Below are 22386 nucleotides of genomic sequence, written 5' to 3'. Positions count from 1 at the left end.
GTTGGATGCGAAGAAGAGGGTGCACGGGGGTACGGACCCGACGCTGCGCCCGGACGAGACAAGACCTACGCATGACGTGGCAGGCGGGAATCAGGCGGGAATCGTGAGGATCTTCGGCAAGGGACGGCACCGGCCCTCCGCCTCATGGCGGCAGGCGACCGACCGCGCGTTCACGCTGATCGGCGACGGCCGGTACGAGGACGCGGGGGCACTGCTCACGCGCGCGGCGGATCTCGAACCCTGGCTGTCCGAGTCCTGGTTCAACCTCGCGCTGCTGCACAAGTTCCGGCACGACTGGGAGCAGGCGCGGGCGGCCGGACTGCGGGCCGTCGCGCTCCTCGACCGCTCCGCGGGCGCCCCCGACTGGTGGAACGTCGGCATCGCGGCGACCGCGCTGCAGGACTGGCCGCTGGCCCGCCGCGCCTGGCAGGCGTACGGCCTGCGGGTGCCGGGCGGTGTGGCCGCCTCCGGCGAGCCCACGGGCATGGACCTCGGCAGCGCGGCCGTGCGGCTCTCCCCGGAGGGGGAGGCCGAGGTCGTGTGGGGCCGACGGCTCGACCCGGCCCGCATGGAGGTCCTGTCCATTCCGCTGCCCTCCTCCGGGCGCCGCTGGGGCGAGGTCGTGCTGCACGACGGCGTCCCGCACGGCGAGCGGACGACGGCCGCCGGGCACTCGTTCCCCGTGTTCGACGAGATCGAGCTGTGGGCGCCCTCGCCCGTGCCGACCTGGGTGGTCCTCCTGGAGGCCGCCACCGAGGACGACAGGGACGCCCTGGAGCGGCTCGCGGCCGACGCGGGCTTCGCCGCCGAGGACTGGTCGTCCTCCGTGCGGCTGCTCTGCCGGATGTGTTCCGAGTCCCGGATGCCGAGCGACGAGGGCGACGGCGAGCACCTGGACCCGCACGACCACAGCGAGCCGGGCCACCCGGGCCCGCTCGGCCACCGCAGCCCGGGCGCCCTCTGGGTGCCGGAGCGCGAGTGCGGCCTCGCGGCGCCCGCGGGGCTTGTGCGCGGGCTGCTCGACGGCTGGGTGGCGGACAGCCCGGATTCCCGTGACTGGCGGGATCTCGAAGAGGTCTGCTGACACTTCGCCGTAGGCTGTACCGGCACAAACTCTTGAGGGTTCCAAGGAAGGCGTACGGCGGACATGGCGCAGGACACTGAGCAGCAGGCTTCGGGCGGGGTGCTCCCCGTCGACGACGAGGGCTTCGTCATCGACACGGAGGACTGCGAGGAGCGGGAGACGGCCTACCGCGAGCGCGGTACGTCCCGGCCGATCACCGTCGTCGGCAATCCGGTGCTGCACAAGGAGTGCAAGGACGTCACGGCCTTCGACGACGACCTCGCGAAGCTGATCGACGACATGTTCGCCACCCAGCGCGTCGCGCAGGGCGTGGGCGTGGCCGCCAACCAGGTCGGTGTCGACCTGAAGGTCTTCGTCTACGACTGCATGGACGACGACGGCGTGCGCCACGTCGGCGTGGTCTGCAACCCGGTGCTCCAGGAGCTGCCCGCCGACCGCCGCCGCCTCGACGACTCGGGTGAGGGCTGCCTCTCTGTCCCGACGGCCTACGCCCCGCTGGCCCGCCCGGACTACGCCGAGGTGACCGGGCAGGACGAGAAGGGCAACCCGATCAAGGTGCGCGGCACGGGCTACTTCGCGCGCTGCCTCCAGCACGAGACGGACCACCTGTACGGGTACCTGTACATCGACCGCCTCTCCAAGCGGGAGCGCAAGGACGCGTTGCGCCAGATGGAAGAAGGCACCCCGCGCTACCCCGTGGTGGCGAATGGCTGACGCACGCGCCGCGTGAGCGGCGCGGGAACCGCGTGGCACGAGCGGCCCCTGGTTCGGGAACTCCTCCCTGACCAGGGGCCGTTGGCATGCGCGTGGCATGAGCCGCTCGCTTGTGCGAGCAGAACAGGCTGCCAGTGATCCATATTCAGTCACGTACGGGGAGGTTCTCGGCACTGGGGGGTAGTGAATGGCGCAAATCTGTTCCCTGAACGGTCAGTTGTGGTGCTGAATGGAAAGCGCGGGGATACGCAACGGCGCGCGCCCGGCACGGCGGGAGGGGCGTGTGTCCTCAGCGCGGCTGAAAGGGGTTTGTTCGTGCCTGCATATTCCGGAAGCACTTCACAGACACAACCACACACACGGCCACGGTCATCGGCGGTAACGGTGCCGCCTGCACTGGCCCTTCCGGTGATCGAGGCGACCTTCCCTCGCCGTCTGCACCCGTATTGGCCAAAGCTTCAGGAGAAGTCCAGGACGTGGCTGCGCGAAATGCGGCTCATGCCCCCGGACAAGGTCGAGCGGTACGCGGACAGCCTCTGCTACACGGATCTGGTCGCCGGCTACTACATCGGCGCGCCGGACGAGTTGCTCACCGCGATAGCGGACCTCAGCAGCTGGTTCTTCGCCTGGGACGACCGGCACGACCGGGACTCGGTGCACGGCAGGACGGCCCAGTGGCGGCGGCTCTGCCGGGGCCTGCACGGCACCCTCGACGAACCCCGGCAGTACGTGCACCACAAGGATCCGCTGGTCGCGGGGTTCGCGGACTGCGTGCTCCGCCTGTACTCCTCCCTGAGCCCCAGCTGGAACGCCAGGTTCGCCCGGCACTTCCACCCGGTGATCGAGGCGTACGACCAGGAGTTCAGGAACCGCCGGTTCGGCACCGTGCCCACCGTCGAGGCGTACATAGAGCTGCGCCGCCTCACGTTCGCGCACTGGGCGTGGATCGACCTCCTCGAACCCACCGCACGGTACGAGCTGCCGGACGCCGTGCGCAGACACCCCGCCTATCGGCGGGCGGCACTGGCGACCCAGGACTTCTCGGCCTGGTACAACGACCTGTGCTCACTCCCGAAAGAACTCGCGGGCGACGAACTGCACAATCTCGGAATCAGCCTCATCCAACACGAGGGAATGAGGCTGGAAGAGGCGGTGCGGGAAGTTCACAGGCGCGTCAGTCAATGCGTCACAGAATTCATCGAAGCCGAACGGGAAGTTCTTCTGTACGCCGAAGAATTGGCGGCCGGCAGCGAGAGCGGCAGGGAACTCGCGGACGCGGTGAAATCCTGCGTCTTCAACATGCGGAACTGGTTCTCTTCCGTGTACTGGTTCCATCACGAATCCGGCCGCTATCGGGTGGACAGCTGGGACGACAGGTCCATCCCCCCGTACGTGACCGAAGAAGCCCTGGCGGAAAACGAACTGGTAGGTGAGGAATGAGCGTCGAATCCGCGATACCCGCGCCCCCCGCTTCCGGCCCCGGACCACTGCGCACCCCGCCCCTCGTCCGGGGCGGGGCCCCGGTGCTCGGCCACGCCTGGAACCTCGTGCGCGACCCGCTCGGCTTCCTCTCGGCGCTGCGCGACCACGGGGATCTCGTACGGATCAGGCTGGGACCCCGGACGGCGTACGTGGTGTGCGATCCGCAACTGGTCGGGGCCCTGCTGAAGAACCCCGAGTACATCGTCGGCGGACCGCTCTGGGACACCCTGGAGGTGCTCCTCGGCAAGGGCGTGGCGACCAGCAACGGCAAGCTGCACCGCCGCCAGCGGCGCATGATGCAGCCCGCCTTCCGCCCCGAACGGATCGCCGACTACGCCAAGGTGATGGAGGAGGAGGCGCGCGCCACGGCGGCCCGCTGGCAGCCGGGCGCCACGGTCGACGTGAGCGCGGAGATGTTCCGCACCGCCGTGCGCATCGTCTCGCGCTCCCTCCTGGAGGTCGACTCGATCAGGGAGAAGGCGGACCGCATCGCCGACTCGCTGCACACCGTCTTCGAGGGCCTCTACCGCCGGATGGTGCTCTCGGTCGGACCGCTCCACCGCGTGCCGACCCCCGCCAACCGGCGGTTCGAGAGCGCGCTCGCCGACCTGCACGCGCTCGTCGACGAGGTCGTCGCGGAGCGCCGCGCGGCGGGCCCGGACGGCCCCGACGACCTGCTCGCGGAATTGCTCAGGGCCACGGACGAGGCCGGGGAGCCCATAGCCGACCAGGAGATCCACGACAACGTGGTATCGCTCGTCGTGGCGGGTGCGGAGAATGTGGCGTCGACGCTGGCGTGGACGTTCCAGCTGCTGACCGAACACCCTGAGCAGGAAAGGCGGTTGGTTGAAGAGGTAAATTCCGTGGCCCCGGATCGCGCGATCACATTCGCCGATCTCAAGGCCCTGCGGCACACCCGCAATGTCGTCACCGAGGCGATGCGTATACGACCGGCCGCCTGGATATTCACGCGCCGGTCCGTGGCCGAAACCGAGCTGGGCGGCTATTCGATTCCGGCCGACGCGGACATCGTCTACAGCGTGTACGCGATGCAGCGCGACCCGCGTTCCTTCGAGCGGCACCTCGACTTCGACCCCGACCGCTGGAATCCGGAACGCGCCGGTGACGTACCGGAGTTCGCGATGATGCCGTTCGGCGTCGGCAACCGGAAGTGCCCCGGCGACCACTTCAGCCTGGCCGAACTCGCCCTGATCCTGGGGACGGTGGCTCCCAAGTGGCGCCTGGAGCCGGTCGAGGAGACCGACGCCCGCACCAAGGTCGGCATCACCCTGCACCCGAAGCGGCTCGTCCTGCGGGCCCGGCCGCGCTGAACGCGCGCGTGCCCGCCCCACCCGGTGAACGGGCGGGGCGGGCACACCGCATAAGGACGTGATTCGTCTAGAACTCGTCGTCGAAGGAGACCGAGCCCTCGACCGCGACCTGGTACGCCGAAGGCCGCCGCTCGAAGAAGTTGGTCAGCTCCTGCACGCCCTGGAGCTCCATGAAGGAGAACGGGTTCTCGGAGCCGTAGACCGGCGCGAAGCCGAGGCGCTGGAGGCGCTGGTCGGCGACGCACTCCAGGTACTCGCGCATCGAGTCGGTGTTCATGCCCGGCAGACCGTCGCCGCACAGGTCGCGGGCGAACTGCAGCTCGGCCTCGACGGCCTCCTTCAGCATGTCCGTCACCTGCGTCTGGAGCGCGTCGTCGAAGAGTTCGGGCTCCTCCTTGCGGACGGTGTCGACGACGTCGAAGGCGAAGCTCATGTGCATCGTCTCGTCACGGAACACCCAGTTGGTGCCGGTCGCCAGGCCGTGCAGCAGACCGCGGCTGCGGAACCAGTAGACGTACGCGAAGGCGCCGTAGAAGAAGAGGCCCTCGATGCACGCCGCGAAGCAGATGAGGTTGAGCAGGAAGCGGCGGCGGTCGGCCTGCGTCTCGAGGCGGTCCAGCTTCTCGACCGAGTCCATCCACTTGAAGCAGAACTGTGCCTTCTCGCGGATCGAGGGGATCTCCTCCACCGCATCGAAAGCAGCCGCCCGGTCCTCGGGGTCGGGCAGATAGGTGTCGAGCAGCGTCAGATAGAACTGGACGTGCACGGCCTCCTCGAAGAGCTGACGGCTCAGGTAGAGCCGGGCCTCGGGGGAGTTGATGTGCTTGTAGAGCGTGAGCACGAGGTTGTTGGAGACGATCGAGTCGCCGGTCGCGAAGAACGCGACGAGCCGGCCGATCAGGTGCTGCTCCTCGGGCGTCATCTTCGCCAGGTCGGCGACGTCCGAGTGGAGGTCGACCTCCTCGACGGTCCAGGTGTTCTTGATCGCGTCCCGGTAGCGCTCGTAGAAGTCCGGGTAGCGCATGGGGCGCAGGGTCAGCTCGAAGCCCGGGTCGAGGAGGTTCTTCTCGCTGTTGGTCGTCGTGCTCATTACTGGCAGGCCTCGCAGGACTCGGGGTTTTCCAGGGAGCAGGCGACGGCTTCCTCGGCCGTGGCCTGCGCGGGGACGGGGGCGGTGGCGGCGGTCTGGGAGCCGCCGGCGGCGCGGGCGATGCGGGTGGCGGGGCGCGAGCGCAGGTAGTACGTGGTCTTCAGGCCCGACTGCCAGGCGTACGCGTACATCGAGGAGAGCTTGCCGATGGTCGGCGTCTCCAGGAACAGGTTGAGCGACTGCGCCTGGTCGAGGAACGGTGTGCGCGCCGCGGCCATGTCGATCAGGCCGCGCTGCGGGATCTCCCACGCCGTGCGGTACAGCGCCCGCACGTCCTCGGGGATCCAGCCGAAGCCCTGCACCGAGCCGTTGGCCTCGCGCAGCGCCTCGCGGGTCTGCGCGTCCCAGACGCCGAGCCGCTTCAGCTCCTTCACGAGATAGGCGTTGACCTGGAGGAACTCGCCGGACAGCGTCTCGCGCTTGAAGAGGTTGGAGACCTGCGGCTCGATGCACTCGTAGACGCCCGCGATGGACGCGATGGTCGCGGTCGGCGCGATGGCGAGGAGCAGCGAGTTGCGCATGCCGGTGGTGGCGATGCGGGCCCGCAGCGCCGCCCACCGCTCCGGCCAGGTCAGCTCGACGTCGTAGTGGTCGGGGTGCAGCACGCCGCGCGCGGTGCGGGTCTTCTCCCAGGCGGGCAGCGGGCCGTTGCGCTCGGCGAGGTCCGCGGACGCCTCGTACGCGCCGAGCATGATCCGCTCGGCGATCCGGGTGGAGAGCGCCCGCGCCTCGGGGGAGTCGAAGGGCAGCTTCAGCTGGAAGAAGACGTCCTGGAGACCCATCGCGCCGAGGCCCACCGGGCGCCACTTGGCGTTGGAGCGGCCGGCCTGCTCGGTCGGGTAGAAGTTGATGTCGACGACGCGGTCGAGGAAGGTGACGGCGGTGCGGACGGTGTCGTCAAGCCGCTCCCAGTCGATGTCCTGGGCGGCCGGGTCCACGAACGCGCCGAGGTTCACCGAGCCGAGGTTGCAGACGGCCGTCTCCCCGTCGTCCGTCACCTCCAGGATCTCCGTGCAGAGGTTCGAGGAGTGCACGGTGTGGCCGGGCTCCGCCGTCTGGTTGGCGGTGCGGTTGGCGGCGTCCTTGAACGTCATCCAGCCGTTGCCGGTCTGCGCGAGGGTGCGCATCATGCGGCCGTACAGGTCCCGCGCGGGGATGGTCTTCTTCGCGAGCCCTGCCGCCTCCGCCCGCCGGTATGCGGCGTCGAACTCCTCACCCCACAGGTCGACGAGCTCGGGCACGTCGGACGGCGAGAACAGCGACCACGGCTGGTCGGCGGCGACCCGGCGCATGAACTCGTCGGGGATCCAGTGCGCGAGGTTGAGGTTGTGCGTGCGCCGCTGGTCCTCACCGGTGTTGTCGCGCAGCTCCAGGAACTCCTCGATGTCGGAGTGCCAGGTCTCCAGGTAGACCGCGGCCGCGCCCTTGCGCCGGCCGCCCTGGTTCACGGCGGCGACCGAGGCGTCCAGGGTCTTCAGGAACGGCACGATGCCGTTGGAGTGCCCGTTCGTCCCGCGGATCAGCGAACCCCGGGAGCGGATGCGGGAGTACGAGAGACCGATGCCGCCCGCGTGCTTGGAGAGCCGCGCGACCTGGTGGTAGCGGTCGTAGATCGAGTCGAGCTCGTCCAGCGGGGAGTCGAGGAGGTAGCAGGACGACATCTGCGGGTGGCGGGTGCCGGAGTTGAAGAGCGTCGGCGAGGACGGCAGGTAGTCCAGGCGGCTCATCAGGCGGTACAGCGCGGCGACCTCGTCGAGCGCGCGTTCGCTGCCGTCCTCCGCGAGGCCGCTCGCCACGCGCAGCATGAAGTGCTGCGGGGTCTCGATGACCTGGCGGGTGATCGGGTGGCGCAGCAGATAGCGGCTGTGCAGGGTGCGCAGTCCGAAGTACTCGAAGCGGAAGTCGGCGCCGTCGGCGAGCGCGGCCTCCACCAGCGCGTCGAGCCGGGCCGCGTGCTCGGTGACGAAGGACGCCGTGCGGTCGGCGATCAGGCCCTCGCGGTGGCCGACCGCGACGGAGTCGGTGAAGGAGCGCACGCCCTGTGTCGCCGCCTCCTCGCGGATGCCGATCGACAGGAGCCGGGCCGCCAGCTTGGAGTAGGCAGGGTCCTCCGAGATGAGCCCCGCGGCCGCCTCGGTCGCCAGCTCGCGCAGCTCCGCCTCGTCGGCCCGGGCCGAGCGGCCGCGCAGCGCGGCGGCGGCGACCCGGCCGGGGTCGGTGTCGGGGAGGTCGGCGGTGAGGTCGGTCAGGGTCCGCAGCAGCGCGGCCCCGGGTCCGTCGGTGCCTTCGGTACCCTCGGCGGTCGACTGTGACGGCGCTGACGCAGGTTCGGCAGGCGCGATGGTCACGTGGAGCTCTCCCTCGCTCGGCTCTGGGCCTGGGGGAGAGGACGGCACACACGGGCGCACCCGGGCAGGGCGGCGTACCGCGTCCACCGGCCCATTCCACGAGGCCCGGACGGTCGGCACCCGGGCCGGACGGCACGGGTGCACTGCCGGCAGGTCTTCGGACTCCGCGTACGACAAATGCGTACACGTCTACCGTTGCGGGACAGTTCCGGACTTGCACCGGATTCCCCTGCGGCGACAGCGAGCATGAGCATACATCTTGTGCCGCGCTCTTGAAGCAGGCCCACATCTTGTGTCGGCCCGCAGAGGGGGCGGCTAGAGTTTCAGCGCGTACGTCAGCAGCGGCACCGTCTCGATCGGGTTCCAGTCGCGCTCGGGCGTCCGCACGAAGCCGAGGCGCTCGTACAGCCGGTGGGCGGCGTGCATGGACGTCTGCGTGGACAGGACGAGCGCGCCGCGGCCCGCCTCCTCGGCGCGCCGCACGCACTCCCGTACGAGCGTCTCGCCCACACCCCGGCCCCGCGCCTCGGGGGAGACGGCCAGCATGCGTATCTCGGCCTCGCCGTCCCGCGCGATGTCGGCCATCGGCCCGCCGGACGGCACGTAGGTGACGCAGCCGAGCACCTTTCCGTCCGCCGCGGCCACCAGGACCTCGGCCGCCGCCGCCCGCGACGGCACGTCGCGCAGCACCGCGAGATAGGGGTCGTCCGCTCCGAAGTCCAGATGCCCGTCGAAGAGATAGGCCTGCGCGGTGAGGTCGCCGATGGCCTCGTGATCCTCGGGTCGTGCCTCTCTGATGCTGATCGTGAAATCCATGGGCGCAGTGTGCAACACGGGTACGACAAAGGGCCGCCGGTTTTTCCGGCGGCCCGAGTCGCGTGCGCGGTGGCAGGGATCAGTGTCCGGCGCCCGCCGTCGCCTTCGGCAGTTCCTGTATGACACCGGGGTCGCCCGCGTCCGCCGTGTAGTCCTCCGGCGACGTCTCGTCGATGCCCTCGGGCGCCTTCAGCGCCTTCAGGACGAAGGTGAGGACCACGGTCACGACCACGTTCAGGACGAACGCGGTGAGGCCGATGTAGCCGATCTCGCCGATGCCCGGGATCGTGTCGGACGAGCCGCCGAAGTGCTTCTGCGTGGGCGAGGCGACGCCGTACGCGGCGAGCGTGCCGTAGACCATGCCGACCGCCCAGCCGGCGAGCAGCGCCCAGCGGTGGAACCACCGGGTGAACAGGCCGCCGACCAGCGCGGGCATCGTCTGCAGGATCCAGATGCCGCCCAGGAGCTGGAAGTTGATCGCGACGGTCTTGTCCATGCCGAGGACGAAGACGAGGGCGCCCACCTTCACCATGAGCGAGACCAGCTTGGAGACCTTGGTCTCCTGCTCGGGCGTCGCGTCGGGCTTGATGAAGTCCTTGTAGATGTTCCGGGTGAAGAGGTTCGCGGCCGCGATGGACATGATGGCTGCCGGGACGAGCGCGCCGATGCCGATAGCGGCGAACGCGACGCCCGTGAACCAGTCCGGGAACATGTTCTCGAAGAGCTGCGGGATCGCCAGCTGGCCGTTCTCGACCTTCACCCCGGCCGCGATCGCCATGAAGCCGAGCAGCGCGAGCAGGCCCAGCATCAGGGAGTACAGGGGCAGGATCGTGGTGTTGCGGCGGATCACGTTCCGGCTCTTGGAGGAGAGCGTCGCCGTGATCGAGTGCGGGTACATGAAGAGCGCGAGGGCCGAGCCGAGCGCCAGGGTCGCGTACGTCCACTGACCGGCCTCCGGCGGCGCGAGCGCGCCACGCGGCTTGTCGGTCGCCGGGTTGGTCTGCGAGAACGCCTCGCCCGCCTTGGCGAAGATGTCGTCGAAGCCGCCGAGCTTGATCGGGATGTAGATGATCGCGACGACGATGACGAGATAGATCAGGCCGTCCTTCACGAACGCGATCAGCGCGGGCGCGCGCAGCCCCGACGAGTACGTGTACGCGGCGAGCACCGCGAACGCGATCAGCAGCGGCAGGTCCTTGATGAACCAGTTGGTGTCGGGGCCGCCGCCGATGCCCATGACGTCCAGGACGGCCTGGATGCCGACCAGTTGGAGCGCGATGTACGGCATCGTGGCGAGGATGCCGGTGACCGCGACGGCCAGCGAGAGCCCCTTGGAGCCGAAGCGCCCGCGCACGAAGTCGGAGGTGGTCACATAGCCGTGCTTGTGCGAGACCGACCACAGGCGCGGCAGGAAGGTGAAGATCAGCGGATAGACGAGGATCGTGTACGGCACGGCGAAGAAGCCGGCCGCGCCCGCCGCGTAGATCGCCGCGGGGACGGCCACGAAGGTGTACGCGGTGTAGAGGTCGCCGCCGAGCAGGAACCAGGTGACCCAGGTGCCGAACGACCGCCCGCCGAGGCCCCATTCGTCGAGGCTCTGGTCGTTCTCGGCCTTGCGCCAGCGGGCCGCGAGGAAGCCCATGACGGTGACCGCGAGGAAGAAGAAGATGAAGACCGCGAGGGCGACGCCGTTGACTCCGTCCTTCATGACCGCGCCCCTTCCTTGCGGGCGCGCTGGTCACGCTGCCACAGCTTGTAAGCGATCATCGTGAGCACCGTGGAGATGAGCACCCACAGCATCTGGTACCAGTAGAAGAAGGGGATGCCGATGAAGGTCGGCTCGATCTTGGCGTAGGAGCTCACCCACAGCATCGCCACGAACGGCGCGACAAGGCAGACGGCGATGACCACGCGGACCGGCGTGACGACCGGTCTGTTCACTTCAGGCGCATCTGACATATCGCGGCTCCGTTCCCTCGCTTATCCCATGCTTAACGTGCGGGAAATCTAAGCGAGAGTCTTGATCTATGGAACCCCTGTCCGGATAACGGACGAGTCAATATGCCTGCTCAGCAGCAGCGGAAGCCCTTTCGAGGGTCCGACTCCTGCTGGTCTGTCCGCATGCGCTCAAATGCGCGGCGGCTGGGGACGGTTGCGGTCGGATGGTCCCTTCGTAAATGAGCCACATAGCGGTCGTACGCCGACTCGTCCGTCAGCTCCCGCGCGTACCAGCGGATCCATCGCAGCCCTCGCAGCACCCATGTCACGGGGCGGGCTCCCGCGCCCCCGCGAGCTCCTGCTTCTCCGCGAGTTCCCGTTTCTCCTCCGCGGTCGCGAAGAGTCCGGCCGGCGCGATCAACTCCGATTCCACATAAGGCGCTTCGCTCAGCCGTGAGGCGGCGGGGTTGCGGACGTGCCGGACGCAGACGCGAGCCGCGTCCACGATCACGATGACGATGAGCAGGGCGAGCGCCGCCGAAAGGACGCCGTCCACCGTCGAGTTGGTCACGACGGTGTGCATGTCGTCCATCGTCTTGGCGGGCGGCAGGATCTTGCCCTCGTCGATGGCGTCCTGGTAGTTGGCGCGCTGCTGGAAGAAGCCGACGCGCGGATCGCCGGAGAACACCTTCTGCCAGCTCGCGGTGAGCGTCACCGTCGCGTCCCAGGCGAGCGGAACACCGGTGATCCAGGCCCACTTGAGGCGTCCGGACTTCACGAGCAGCGTGGTGCAGACGGCGAGGGCGACGGCCGCGAGGAGCTGGTTGGCGATGCCGAAGATCGGGAAGAGCTGGTTGATCCCGCCGAGCGGCTCGTGCACGCCCACCCACAGGAAGTAGCCCCACAGCCCGGTGACGAGCGCGCTGGTGATGATCAGGCCGGGCTTCCAGCTCACCTTCCTGAACGGCTTGTAGACGTTGCCGAGCATGTCCTGCAGCATGAAGCGGCCCACGCGGGTGCCCGCGTCGAGCGCGGTCAGGATGAACAGCGCCTCAAACATGATCGCGAAGTGGTACCAGAAGGCCCGCATCGAGCCGCCGGTGACCTTGGAGAAGATCTCCGAGACGCCGACCGCGAGCGTGGGCGCGCCGCCGGTGCGGGAGAGCAGCGAGGACTCCTCCACGTTCTTCGCGGCCTGCGCCAGATCGGCCGGCGAGATGGAGTACCCGAACCCCGCGACGGCCTTCGACGCCTCCTGGACGGTGTCGCCGACGACGCCCGCCGGCGCGTTCATCGCGAAGTAGAGACCCGGGTCGATGATCGAGGCGGCGACGAGCGCCATGACCGCGACGGACGACTCCATCAGCATGGAGCCGTAGCCGATCATCCGGACCTGCGTCTCCTTCTGGATCATCTTGGGCGTCGTGCCCGAGGAGATCAGCGCGTGAAAGCCGGAGAGCGCCCCGCAGGCGATGGTGATGAAGACGAAGGGGAAGAGCGAGCCCGCGAAGACGGGCCCGTCGCCGCGCGAGGCGAAGTCGGTCACCGGGTCCATCTTCAGCGTCGGCAGGCTGATCACGACGCCCAGCGCGAGCAGGACGATGGTGCCGATCTTCATGAAGGTGGAGAGGTAGTCGCGCGGCGCGAGCAGCATCCACACCGGCAGGATCGAGGCGACGAAGCCGTACGCCACCAGCCAGATGACCAGCGTCGAGGGGGCCAGCGTGAAGGTGTCGGCGAGCGACGACTCGGCGACCCAGCGCCCGGCGACGAGCGCGAGGAGCAGCAGGGCGACGCCGATCAGGGAGACCTCGCTGACCCGGCCGGGGCGCAGGACCCGCAGATAGAAGCCCATCAGCAGGGCGATCGGGATCGTCATCGCGATGGAGAAGGTGCCCCACGGCGACTCGGCGAGCGCGTTGACGATGACGAGCGCGAGCACCCCGAGCAAGATGATCATGATGGCGAAGGTGGCGAGCAGGGCGGCGGCGCCCCCGAACGGGCCGATCTCCTCGCGCGCCATCTGCCCGAGCGACTTGCCGTCGCGCCGCGTCGAGAAGAACAGCACGACCATGTCCTGCACGGCGCCCGCGAAGATCACGCCGACGATGATCCAGATGGTGCCTGGCAGGTACCCCATCTGGGCGGCGAGGACCGGGCCGACCAGCGGTCCGGCGCCCGCGATCGCCGCGAAGTGGTGGCCGAGCAGCACGCGCCGGTCGGTGGGGTGGAAGTCGATGCCGTTGTCGAGCCGCTCGGCCGGGGTGGCGCGGGTCCTGTCGACCTTGAGGACCTTGTAGGCGATGAACTTCGCGTAGAAGCGGTACGCGATGGCGTACGTGCCGAGGGCCGCCGCCACCAGCCAGGCGGCCGACACCTCCTCGTCGCGCGCGAGCGCCAGGACGGTCCAGCCCGCGGCGCCGACCAGCGCGACGAGGGACCAGATGACGATGGATCGAGGAGTCGCTCTGCGCACCGGGTCGTCCTCCCGCTCATCAGGCGATGACGGTCATCGTGCGATGACGGGAGGAACGTAGAGCAGCGGAGCCGTCCGGCGCCAGACCTCGGACGGGTGTCAGTCCGTGGGTCTCTTGAGGCGGGCGACGAACTTGTACCGGTCGCCGCGGTAGACGGAGCGCACCCACTCCACCGGCCGGCCGTCGCCGTCCTGGGAGTGGCGGGACAGGAGCAGCATCGGCAGGCCGACGTCGGTGCCGAGCAGCCCGGCCTCGCGCGGCGTTGCGAGCGAGGTCTCGATGGTCTCCTCGGCCTCGGCGAGGTGCACGTCGTACACCTCGGCGAGCGCCGTGTAGAGCGAGGTGTACTTGACCAGGGAGCGGCGCAGGGCGGGGAAGCGCTTCGCCGACAGGTGGGTGGTCTCGATGGCCATCGCCTCGCCGTTGGCGAGCCGGAGCCGCTCGATGCGCAGGACGCGGCCGCCCGCGCTTATGTCGAGGAGCCCCGCGAGGGTGTCGTCGGCGGTGATGTAGCCGATGTCGAGGAGCTGCGAGGTGGGCTCCAGGCCCTGGGCCCGCATGTCCTCCGTGTACGAGGTGAGTTGGAGGGCCTGCGACACCTTCGGCTTGGCGACGAAGGTGCCCTTGCCCTGGATCCGTTCGAGCCGGCCCTCGACGACCAGCTCCTGGAGGGCCTGGCGGACCGTCGTGCGGGAGGTGTCGAACTCGGCGGCGAGGGTGCGCTCCGGGGGGACGGGGGTGCCGGGCGGCAGCGTCTCCGTCATGTCCAGCAAGTGCCGCTTGAGGCGGTAGTACTTGGGCACGCGCGCGGTGCGGCCGACGCTCGGGCCCTCCGAAGGCGCGCTCACATCGGTCCCGGTGCTGCCGGCCTCAGTGCCCATCTGCTGCCTCTCCGGCTCCTGTGCTGCTGCCGTCACCGGCTCCTCCGTCTGTCGCGGCTCACATCGTGGCACGTACCGGGCCATCGGGGCGCCCCCTGGTCGAGCGAAGTCGAGAGCTTCGGGGAAGACTCCGCCCGCTCAGGTGTCGGTCCGATAACGGACGCGACTGCCCTTCTTATACACCCTTGACACCCCTAAAGGTCTAGGCCAAGCTCCCCGTACTGGTCTACACCATTAAAGACCAGGTTCCAGTCCCACGGGCAGATCTCGGTCCATTCGGTCGCTGCGGGTGGGGGGTTGACTGGCATCCCTTGAGGAGGGTGAACGTGAAGCGCAAGCTCATAGCGGCCATCGGTGTCGCGGGCATGTTGGTCTCGGTCGCGGCCTGCGGCAGCGACGACGACGAGAAGAAGGCCGGGGGAGCCGACAGCTTCAAGGGTGAGACCCTGACGCTCTGGGCGATGGACGGTTCGACGCCGGACCAGTGGCAGAAGGACGTCACGGCGGCCTTCGAGAAGAAGACCGGCGCGAAGCTGAAGTTCGAAGTCCAGCAGTGGAACGGCATCCAGCAGAAGCTGACCACCGCCCTCTCCGAGGAGAACCCCCCGGACGTCTTCGAGATCGGCAACACGCAGACCCCGGCATACGCCAAGACCGGCGGTCTCGCCGAGCTCGACGACCTCAAGGAGTCCATCGGCTCCGACTGGACCGACTCGATGAACAAGTCGTCGGTCGTGGACGGCAAGCAGTACGCCGCCCCCCTCTTCGTCCTCAACCGCGTCGTCATCTACAACAAGAAGGTCTGGGCCGACGCGGGCATCAGGGAGACCCCCAAGACCCGCGCCGAGTTCCTCAAGAACCTCAAGCAGATCGGCGAGAAGACCGACGCCGAGCCGATCTACCTGCCCGGCCAGAACTGGTACCACTTCGTCGGCCTGACCATCGGTGAGGGCGCCGAGCTGGTCAAGAAGGACGGCGACAAGTACGTCTCCAACCTCGGCGACCCCAAGGTCGGCAAGGCCATGAAGACGTACAAGCAGTTCGCGGACCTCTCCAAGGCCCCCAAGAACAAGGACGAGGCCACCCCGCAGCAGGCCGAGGTCTTCGCCAAGGGCAAGACCGGCGCCTTCATCGGGATGAGCTGGGAGGCCGCGACCGCGATCAAGGCCAACAAGAAGATCGAGAAGGACATCGGCTACTTCACGATCCCCGGCGCCACGGCCGACAAGCCTGAGGGCGTCTTCCTCGGCGGCTCCAACCTCGCCGTCGCCGCGACCAGCAAGAAGCAGGAGCTCGCCAAGGAGTTCCTGAAGATCGCGCTGTCCGACAAGTTCGAGGGCCAGCTCGCCAAGGAAGGCGGCGTGATCCCGAACAAGAAGGCCCTGGAGTCCAACCTCAAGGGCAACCCGGCCGCCGAGGCCGCTGCCCCCGCCACCGCCGGCGGCGGCACCACCCCGCTGATCCCGGAGTGGGGCGCGGTGGAGAACCCGCCGAACCCGATCAAGAACTACATGACCGCGGTGCTCAACGGTAAGTCGCCTGCCGACGCCGCCAAGCAGGTCGAGGGCGAGCTCAACAAGCGCCTGTCGCAGAAGCAGTAACAACCCCCCTCTTGCCGGGGGCGGCGGGTGACACGCCCTCGCCGCCCCCGGCATACCTCTGCGTACCGCTATGCCCACGAAAGAGATGGCGAGCATGACCGTGCAGAAGACCGAACGGCCGCCCTCCGGCCCGACGGAGGTGCAGACACCGGCAGGCGGGCCACGGCCTGGTGCCCCGCGCAAGGCGACCGGGCGTCTCGCCGGCCTGACGCCCTATCTGCTTCTTGCCCCCGCGATCATCGTCACCCTGCTGCTGCTCGGCTGGCCGCTGGTCAACAACGGGATCCTGTCGTTCCAGAACCTCAACATGCGGCAGTTCATCCTGCACTTGACCGAGTGGAACGGATTCGACAACTACAAGGACGTCCTCACCGGCGAGGACTTCTGGCGGGTCGCGGGACGCTCGGTCGTCTTCACCGCCGTCAACGTCGTCCTGATCATGGTGCTCGGCACGCTGGTGGGACTGCTGCTCGCGCGCCTCGGCCGGAAGATGCGCACGTTCCTCCTGCTCGGCCTCGTGCTCACCTGGGCGATGCCCGTCGTCGCGGCGAGCACGGTCTACCAGTGGCTGTTCGCGCAGCGCTTCGGCGTCGTCAACTGGGTGCTCGCCGAGATCGGCTTCGAGTCGATGGCCGACCACGACTGGCTGGCCACGCAGTACTCGACCTTCTTCGTCGTCCTGCTGCTGATCGTCTGGATGTCCATCCCCTTCGTGGCGATCAACCTCTACGCCGCCACGACCACCATCCCCAAGGAGCTGTACGAGGCCGCGGCGCTGGACGGCGCGGGGGCCTGGAAACAGTTCACCCAGGTGACGCTGCCGTATCTGCGGCCCTTCCTCTACGCCACGACGTTCCTGGAGATCATCTGGGTCTTCAAGGCGTTCGTGCAGGTCTTCACGATCAACGAGGGCGGCCCCGACCGGCTCACCGAGATCCTCCCCGTCTACGCCTACATCGAGGGCATGGGCAACCAGCACTTCGGCATGGGTGCCGCGATCGCGCTGCTCACCATCGTCATCCTGCTGGCCATCACGTCGTTCTACCTGCGGATCGTGCTCAAGCAAGAGGAGGACGAGCTGTGAAGCGCTCGCTGATGGGCCGCCTGTGGCCCAACCTGACCGCAGTCGTCATCTTCATCCTCTGCGTCTTCCCCGTGTACTGGATGTTCGCGACGGCCTTCAAGCCGACCGGCGACATCATCGCCGAGGACCCGGTCTGGTTCCCGACCGACGCCACTCTCGAGCACTTCAAGACGGCGATGGACGCCGACCACTTCTGGACCATGGTCGGCAACTCCCTCATCGTGACGATCCTCGCGGTCGTCTTCTCGCTCATCATCGGCGTGACCGCGGCGTTCGCCCTCGCCCGGATGCGCTTCAAGGGGCGGCGCGGCTTCATCATCGGCTTCATGCTGGCGCAGATGGCGCCCTGGGAAGTCATGGTCATCGCGATCTACATGATCGTGCGCGACGCCGACATGCTGAACAGCCTGATCCCGCTGACCCTGTTCTACATGGTGATGATCCTGCCCTTCACCCTCCTCACGCTCCGCGGCTTCGTCGCCGCCGTGCCCAAGGAGCTGGAGGAGTCCGCCATGGTCGACGGCTGCACGCGCATGCAGGCCTTCCGCCGCGTGATCCTGCCGCTGCTCGCGCCGGGCCTGATGTCGACCTCGCTCTTCGGCTTCATCACCGCCTGGAACGAGTTCCCGCTGGTCCTCGTGCTCAACAAGGAAGCCGAGGCCAAGACCCTGCCGGTGTGGCTGTCCAGCTTCCAGACCGCCTTCGGCGACGACTGGGGCGCCACCATGGCCGCGGCCTCCCTCTTCGCCATCCCGATCCTGATCCTCTTCGTCTTCCTGCAGCGCAGGGCCGTCAGCGGCCTGACCGACGGCGCAGTGAAGGGATAACGCCTGATGACGACACTCACGACGCACGCCGGTGACACCCTCACCCGCAACGCCCTCGCCGTCCTGCAGCCCGGCTTCGACGGCACCACCGCCGCACCGGACTGGCTGCGCCGCCGGATCGACGAAGGCCTCGCCTCCGTCAGCCTCTTCGGCCGCAACGTACGCACCGCCGAACAGGTGGCCGCCCTCACCGCGCAGCTGCGCGCCCAGCGTGACGACCTCCTGATCGCCATCGACGAGGAGAGCGGCGACGTCACCCGCCTCGAAGTGCGCACCGGCTCCTCCTACCCGGGCAACCACGCACTCGGCGCCGTCGACGACACGACGCTCACCCGCGAGGTCGCCGCCGACCTCGGCCGGCGCCTCGCCGCCTGCGGCATCAACCTCAACTGGGCGCCGTCGGCCGACGTCAACGCCAACCCCGACAACCCCGTCATCGGCGTACGCTCCTTCGGCTCGGACCCCGACCTCGTGGCCCGGCACACCGCCGCCTACGTCGAGGGCCTGCAGTCGGCCGGCGTCGCCACCTCCGCCAAGCACTTCCCGGGGCACGGCGACACGGCGATCGACTCGCACCACTCCGTGCCGGTCATCGACGTCGACCGCGACGTGCTGAACTCCCGCGACCTCGCACCCTTCCGCGCGGCCATCGCCGCCGGCACCCGGGCCGTGATGAGCGCCCACGTGCTGGCCCCGGCCCTGGACCCGGACAACCCCGGCACGCTCTCGCGCCGCATCCTGACCGGCCTGCTCCGCGAGGAGCTCGGCTACGACGGCCTCATCGTCACCGACGGCATGGACATGCAGGCGATCGCGGGGACGTACGGCTTCGAGCGCGGCTGCGTCCTCGCCATCGCCGCGGGTGCCGACGCGATCTGCACGGGCGGCGGCCCCTCCGACGAGGGAACCGTGCTGCGGCTGCGGGACGCCTTCGTCGCGGCGGTGCGCTCGGGCGAACTGTCCGAGGAGCGGCTCGCCGACGCGGCCGACCGCGTGCGGGCGCTCGCGGGCTGGGCCGCGTCGACGAAGGTGCCGGGCGCGGCCGAGCGTTCGGGGGGCGCGCCCGACACCGGCATCGGCCTGGTCGCGGCCCGCCGCGCGCTGACGGTCACCCGCGGCGAGACGTACGCGGCCCCGGTCACCGAGGCCCCCTACGTCGCCACCTTCTCCCCGCTCCCCAACATCGCCGTCGGCAACGAGACCCCCTGGGGCGTCACCGCCGAACTGGAGCGCCGCTTCCCCGGCACCGAGTCCGCCACCTACTCCGGCGAAGGCTCGGGCAGCGAGGCCCTCGCGGCGGCCGGCGAGCGCCGCATCGTGGCCGTCGTCCGCGACGCACACCGCCACACCTGGATGGCCGAGGCCCTGCGGACCCTCGTCACGGCCCGACCCGACACGGTCGTGGTCGAGATGGGCGTCCCCCAGTCCGCCCCCATCGGCGCCCTCCACATCGCGACGCGCGGCGCGGCCCGGGTGTGCGGCGAGGCAGCGGCAGAGGCCATCACCACGGGCTGACCCACCCGGCAGGCGGGGCCGGTCTGCCCGTAGGCGGGGCTGGCTTGTCCGCAGGCGGGGCCGGTCTCTCCGGCAGGCGGAGTCGGCCTGTCCGCAGGCGGGGCTGGTCTGCCCGCAGGCGGGGCTGGCCTGTCCGCACGCGGAGCCGGCTTGTCCGCAGGCGGGGCCGGTCTCTCCGGCAGGCGGAGTCGGCCTGCCCGCACGCGGAGTCGGCCTGTCCGCAGGCGGGGCTGGTCCGCTCGTACGCGGAGCTGGTCTGCCCGCACGCGGGGCTGGTCTGCCCGCACGCGGGGCTGGTCCGCTCGTACGCGGAGCCGGCCTGCCCGCACGCGGAGTCGGCCTGTCCGCAGGCGGGGCTGGTCCGCTCGTACGCGGGGCTGGTCCGCTCGTACGCGGAGCCGGCCTGCCCGCACGCGGGACTGGCCTGTCCGCACGCGGAGCCGGTCCGCCCGCACGCGGGGCTGGTCTGCCCGCACGCGGAGCTGGTCCGCCCGTACGCGGCGCCGGTCCGCCCTCTACGCGAAAGGGGCGCCCCCGACGGGGCGCCCCTTTTCGTGCGTTGCCGCCGTCGTTTCTACAGGCCCTGCCACTCCGGCTTGTTCGCGTACGTGTGCCGGAAGTACTCCGCCAGCTTCAGCTTCGACGCGGCGGCCTCGTCCACCACGATCGTGGCGTGCGGGTGCAGCTGCAGCGCGGAGGCGGGCACGACCGAGGCGACCGGCCCCTCCACCGTCGCGGCCACCGCGTCCGCCTTGCCCTCACCCGTGGCGAGCAGCACCAGATGCCGGGCCTCCAGGATCGTCCCGATCCCCTGGGTGATGACGTGGTGCGGGACTTGGTCTATGTCCCCGTCGAAGAAGCGCGCGTTGTCCACCCGCGTCTGCTCCGTCAGCGTCTTGATGCGCGTCCGGGAGGCGAGCGACGAGCACGGTTCGTTGAACCCGATGTGCCCGTCCGTGCCGATCCCGAGCAGCTGGAGATCCACACCACCGGCCTCGGCCAGCGCCTTGTCGTACGCCACGCAGGCCGCCTGCACGTCCTCGGCGCTGCCGTCCGGCCCCATGAAGGAGGCCTCGCTCAGCCCGAGCGGCTCGACGACCTCGCGGAGCACCACGGAGCGGTACGACTCGGGGTGGCCGGGCGGCAGCCCCACGTACTCGTCGAGCTGACAGATGCGCGCCCGCGAGGCGTCCACGGAACCGGACGCGACCTTGGCGGCCAGCGCCTCGTAGATGGGCAGCGGGGTGGAGCCGGTGGCGACACCGAGCAGGGCGTCAGGCTTACGGCGCACCAGGGCGGCCATGGCCTCCGCGATGAGCTCGCCGCCTGCCGTGGCGTCCGGGACGATGACAACTTCCACGCTGGGCCTGCCGATCTGGAGAGGGGCTCGAAAGTACTGGTGGTATAGACCAATCTAGCAGAGCTGCGCCGCTGGAACAGCAGTGCGGCATCGCCAGAACAGCCGATTCCGCCGCTCTTCGATCCATGCTCGACTCTCCGCCCCGGCTCCGCCCGTCGAACCGTGCGCGGAGCCGGAAATCGCCCGGTCACACGCCCAGCAGCGAACCTCCCGTCGCGTCGATGTACTGACCGGTGATCCAGCGCGCGTCGTCCGAGGCCACGAAGGAGACGATGTCCGCCACATCGGCGGGCTGGCCTATGCGGTCGAAGGTCGAATACCCCGCCATCTCCGCCCGCTGCGCCTCGGGGATGCCGTCCATCATTTCCGTCTGGATGATGCCGGGCGCCACCGCGTTGACCGTGATCCCTCGCGGGCCGAGCTCCTGCGCCAGGGTGTGCGTCAGCACATTCACCGCGCCCTTCGTCATCGAGTAGGCCACGGTGACCGGGAAGGCGATGCGCGTGACGCCCGACGAGATGTTGATGATCCGGCCGCCGTCGCGCAGCCGGTCGAGGCCCTTCTGGACGATGAAGAACAGCGCTTTGGTGTTGACCGCGAACACGCGGTCGTAATCCGCCTCCTGGACCTCGGTCACGTGGCTGTAGAGACCGATGCCCGCGTTGTTCACCAGGATGTCCAGGCCGTCCGCGTGCCGGTCGAACTCCGTCCAGAGCGCCTCGGCGTCGCCGGGCACGCCCAGCTCCGTGCCGAACGCGAAGGCGGAGCCGCCCGCCGCCTCGATCGCGGCCACCGTCTCCTTCGCCGCCACTTCGTTGCTGCCGTAGTGCACGGCGACCCGTGCCCCGTCCCGGCCGAGGCGCTCGGCGATGCCTCGCCCGATGCCCCGGCTGCCCCCGGTGACCAGGGCCGTCTTCCCCGCGAGCCTGCCCCGCTGGTTCCCCTGCTCGACCCCGTGCTCGGTCCCCTGCTCGGTCCCCTGCTCGGTCCCCTCGAACGCACCCATGTCAGGCGCCCCCTCTTTCTCCGGCGATTTCTCTAGTGGTCGCTACAGAAAGAACGCTACCCCACGCCCCGTCGCTTTTTCTAGTGCCCGCTATACAATTCACCCCATGGCGACGAAACAGCGCGGACGCCCCCGCTCCTTCGACCGCGAGACGGCCCTGGAGCAGGCGGTCCGTACTTTCTGGGAGAACGGATACGAGGCGACGTCGGTCTCGGACCTCACGCGCGTCATGGGTATCGGGGCGCCCAGCCTCTATGCCGCCTTCGGCGACAAGCGGAAGCTCTTCGACGAGGTCGTCGTGCGGTACGGAGCGACGCACGGCGCCTTCGGCGGCCGGGCCTTCGACGAGGAGCCGACCGCGCGCGCCGCCGTCTCGCGGCTGCTGCACGAGGCCGCGGTTCAGTTCACCGACCCGGGCCACCCCCGCGGCTGCCTCGTCATCACCGCCGCCACCAACTGCACGACGCCGGAGGTGGAGCAGACCCTGCGCGAGCGGCGGAACGCCAACATGGCGGGCATCGAGTCCCGTATCCGCGCGGCCGTCGCGGCGGGGGAGCTGCCGGACCACACCGACCCCGCGGCTCTCGCCCGTTACACGGCGGCGGTCTTCCAGGGGATGTCGCAGCAGGCCAGGGACGGCGCCACCAGGGAGGACCTGGAGGCGGTGGCCGATCTCGCCATGCGGGCGTGGCCGGACCACCAACAAACATCCGTCGACGCATAGACATAAGAGAATGGTCTAGTCCACAATGCGTGGGTAAAGCCTCCGCTC

The 22386-nt window shown here is 69.3% G+C and carries 19 protein-coding genes and 1 riboswitch; of the genes, 9 read left to right on the top strand and 10 right to left on the bottom strand.

Going from position 1 to position 22386, the window contains the following annotated elements:
• The first annotated feature begins 103 nt into the window (after positions 1-103).
• From ACZ7LU_RS13430 to ACZ7LU_RS13415, 4 genes are all read left to right on the top strand, one after another.
• Positions 104-1084: a tetratricopeptide repeat protein gene (locus ACZ7LU_RS13430; protein ID WP_362996329.1), complete on the top strand. Its 981-nt coding sequence runs from the start codon at positions 104-106 to the stop codon at positions 1082-1084.
• A 63-nt stretch (positions 1085-1147) separates the two neighbouring features.
• A complete protein-coding gene (gene def, locus ACZ7LU_RS13425; RefSeq protein ID WP_398301005.1) occupies positions 1148-1798 on the top strand; it encodes a peptide deformylase in 651 nt (216 codons plus the stop codon).
• A gap of 315 nt (positions 1799-2113) precedes the next feature.
• Positions 2114-3238: an epi-isozizaene synthase gene (gene cyc1, locus ACZ7LU_RS13420; RefSeq protein WP_468311295.1), complete on the top strand. Its 1125-nt coding sequence runs from the start codon at positions 2114-2116 to the stop codon at positions 3236-3238.
• Entirely contained in the window at positions 3235-4611 is a 1377-nt protein-coding gene (locus ACZ7LU_RS13415; RefSeq protein WP_471916757.1) for a bifunctional albaflavenone monooxygenase/terpene synthase, read from the top strand. The genes cyc1 and ACZ7LU_RS13415 overlap by 4 nt, the downstream gene beginning before the upstream one ends.
• 67 nt (positions 4612-4678) lie before the next feature.
• Here the strand turns inward: ACZ7LU_RS13415 and ACZ7LU_RS13410 are convergent, their stop codons facing one another.
• From ACZ7LU_RS13410 to ACZ7LU_RS13375, 8 genes are all read right to left on the bottom strand, one after another.
• Positions 4679-5701 carry a ribonucleotide-diphosphate reductase subunit beta gene (locus ACZ7LU_RS13410; RefSeq protein ID WP_398301011.1) on the bottom strand — a complete coding sequence of 341 codons (1023 nt, stop codon included), beginning with the start codon at positions 5699-5701 and terminating at the stop codon, positions 4679-4681.
• A complete protein-coding gene (locus ACZ7LU_RS13405; protein ID WP_471916756.1) occupies positions 5701-8109 on the bottom strand; it encodes a ribonucleoside-diphosphate reductase subunit alpha in 2409 nt (802 codons plus the stop codon). Before ACZ7LU_RS13405 ends, ACZ7LU_RS13410 begins: the two co-directional genes overlap by 1 nt.
• A gap of 131 nt (positions 8110-8240) precedes the next feature.
• Positions 8241-8363: riboswitch (cobalamin riboswitch) on the bottom strand.
• Between the two features lie 61 nt (positions 8364-8424).
• Entirely contained in the window at positions 8425-8925 is a 501-nt protein-coding gene (locus ACZ7LU_RS13400) for a GNAT family N-acetyltransferase (protein WP_471916755.1), read from the bottom strand.
• A 79-nt stretch (positions 8926-9004) separates the two neighbouring features.
• Positions 9005-10633: a monocarboxylate uptake permease MctP gene (gene mctP / locus ACZ7LU_RS13395; protein WP_398301017.1), complete on the bottom strand. Its 1629-nt coding sequence runs from the start codon at positions 10631-10633 to the stop codon at positions 9005-9007.
• Positions 10630-10884, bottom strand: a complete 255-nt coding sequence (locus ACZ7LU_RS13390) for a DUF3311 domain-containing protein (RefSeq protein WP_398301018.1) — start codon at positions 10882-10884, stop codon at positions 10630-10632. The genes mctP and ACZ7LU_RS13390 overlap by 4 nt, the downstream gene beginning before the upstream one ends.
• 110 nt (positions 10885-10994) lie before the next feature.
• On the bottom strand, positions 10995-11192 hold the full coding sequence (locus ACZ7LU_RS13385) for a CstA-like transporter-associated (seleno)protein (RefSeq protein ID WP_398301020.1): 198 nt from the start codon (positions 11190-11192) through the stop codon (positions 10995-10997).
• Positions 11189-13339: a carbon starvation CstA family protein gene (locus ACZ7LU_RS13380; RefSeq protein ID WP_471916754.1), complete on the bottom strand. Its 2151-nt coding sequence runs from the start codon at positions 13337-13339 to the stop codon at positions 11189-11191. Before ACZ7LU_RS13380 ends, ACZ7LU_RS13385 begins: the two co-directional genes overlap by 4 nt.
• A gap of 99 nt (positions 13340-13438) precedes the next feature.
• Positions 13439-14221: a GntR family transcriptional regulator gene (locus tag ACZ7LU_RS13375; RefSeq protein ID WP_398301448.1), complete on the bottom strand. Its 783-nt coding sequence runs from the start codon at positions 14219-14221 to the stop codon at positions 13439-13441.
• Positions 14222-14547: 326 nt separating this feature from the next.
• Here ACZ7LU_RS13375 and ACZ7LU_RS13370 point away from each other — a divergent pair, with 326 nt between their 5' ends.
• The 4 genes from ACZ7LU_RS13370 (at position 14548) to ACZ7LU_RS13355 (ending at position 19248) form a co-directional block, all read left to right on the top strand.
• Positions 14548-15822 carry an extracellular solute-binding protein gene (locus ACZ7LU_RS13370; RefSeq protein ID WP_471916753.1) on the top strand — a complete coding sequence of 425 codons (1275 nt, stop codon included), beginning with the start codon at positions 14548-14550 and terminating at the stop codon, positions 15820-15822.
• Between the two features lie 94 nt (positions 15823-15916).
• The gene (locus ACZ7LU_RS13365; protein WP_471916752.1) at positions 15917-16906 is read left to right on the top strand and encodes a carbohydrate ABC transporter permease; all 990 of its coding nucleotides are present in this window, start codon (positions 15917-15919) and stop codon (positions 16904-16906) included.
• Positions 16903-17733, top strand: coding sequence for a carbohydrate ABC transporter permease (locus ACZ7LU_RS13360; RefSeq protein WP_398301028.1), 831 nt, complete (start codon positions 16903-16905; stop codon positions 17731-17733). The genes ACZ7LU_RS13365 and ACZ7LU_RS13360 overlap by 4 nt, the downstream gene beginning before the upstream one ends.
• A gap of 6 nt (positions 17734-17739) precedes the next feature.
• The gene (locus ACZ7LU_RS13355; RefSeq protein ID WP_471916751.1) at positions 17740-19248 is read left to right on the top strand and encodes a glycoside hydrolase family 3 protein; all 1509 of its coding nucleotides are present in this window, start codon (positions 17740-17742) and stop codon (positions 19246-19248) included.
• Between the two features lie 574 nt (positions 19249-19822).
• On the opposite strand, the gene nagB is transcribed toward ACZ7LU_RS13355, so the two are convergent.
• Both nagB and ACZ7LU_RS13345 read right to left on the bottom strand, forming a co-directional pair.
• Positions 19823-20608, bottom strand: a complete 786-nt coding sequence (nagB, locus tag ACZ7LU_RS13350) for a glucosamine-6-phosphate deaminase (RefSeq protein ID WP_398301032.1) — start codon at positions 20606-20608, stop codon at positions 19823-19825.
• Positions 20609-20795: 187 nt separating this feature from the next.
• Complete coding sequence (locus ACZ7LU_RS13345) at positions 20796-21614, bottom strand: SDR family oxidoreductase (protein WP_471916750.1); 819 nt, start codon at positions 21612-21614, stop codon at positions 20796-20798.
• 106 nt (positions 21615-21720) lie between these two features.
• Here ACZ7LU_RS13345 and ACZ7LU_RS13340 point away from each other — a divergent pair, with 106 nt between their 5' ends.
• Positions 21721-22338, top strand: a complete 618-nt coding sequence (locus ACZ7LU_RS13340) for a TetR/AcrR family transcriptional regulator (protein WP_398301036.1) — start codon at positions 21721-21723, stop codon at positions 22336-22338.
• Positions 22339-22386: the final 48 nt, after the last annotated feature.

Source organism: Streptomyces sp. NPDC039462 (assembly GCF_055639375.1).
This window is presented reverse-complemented; position numbering and strand designations above follow the sequence as displayed.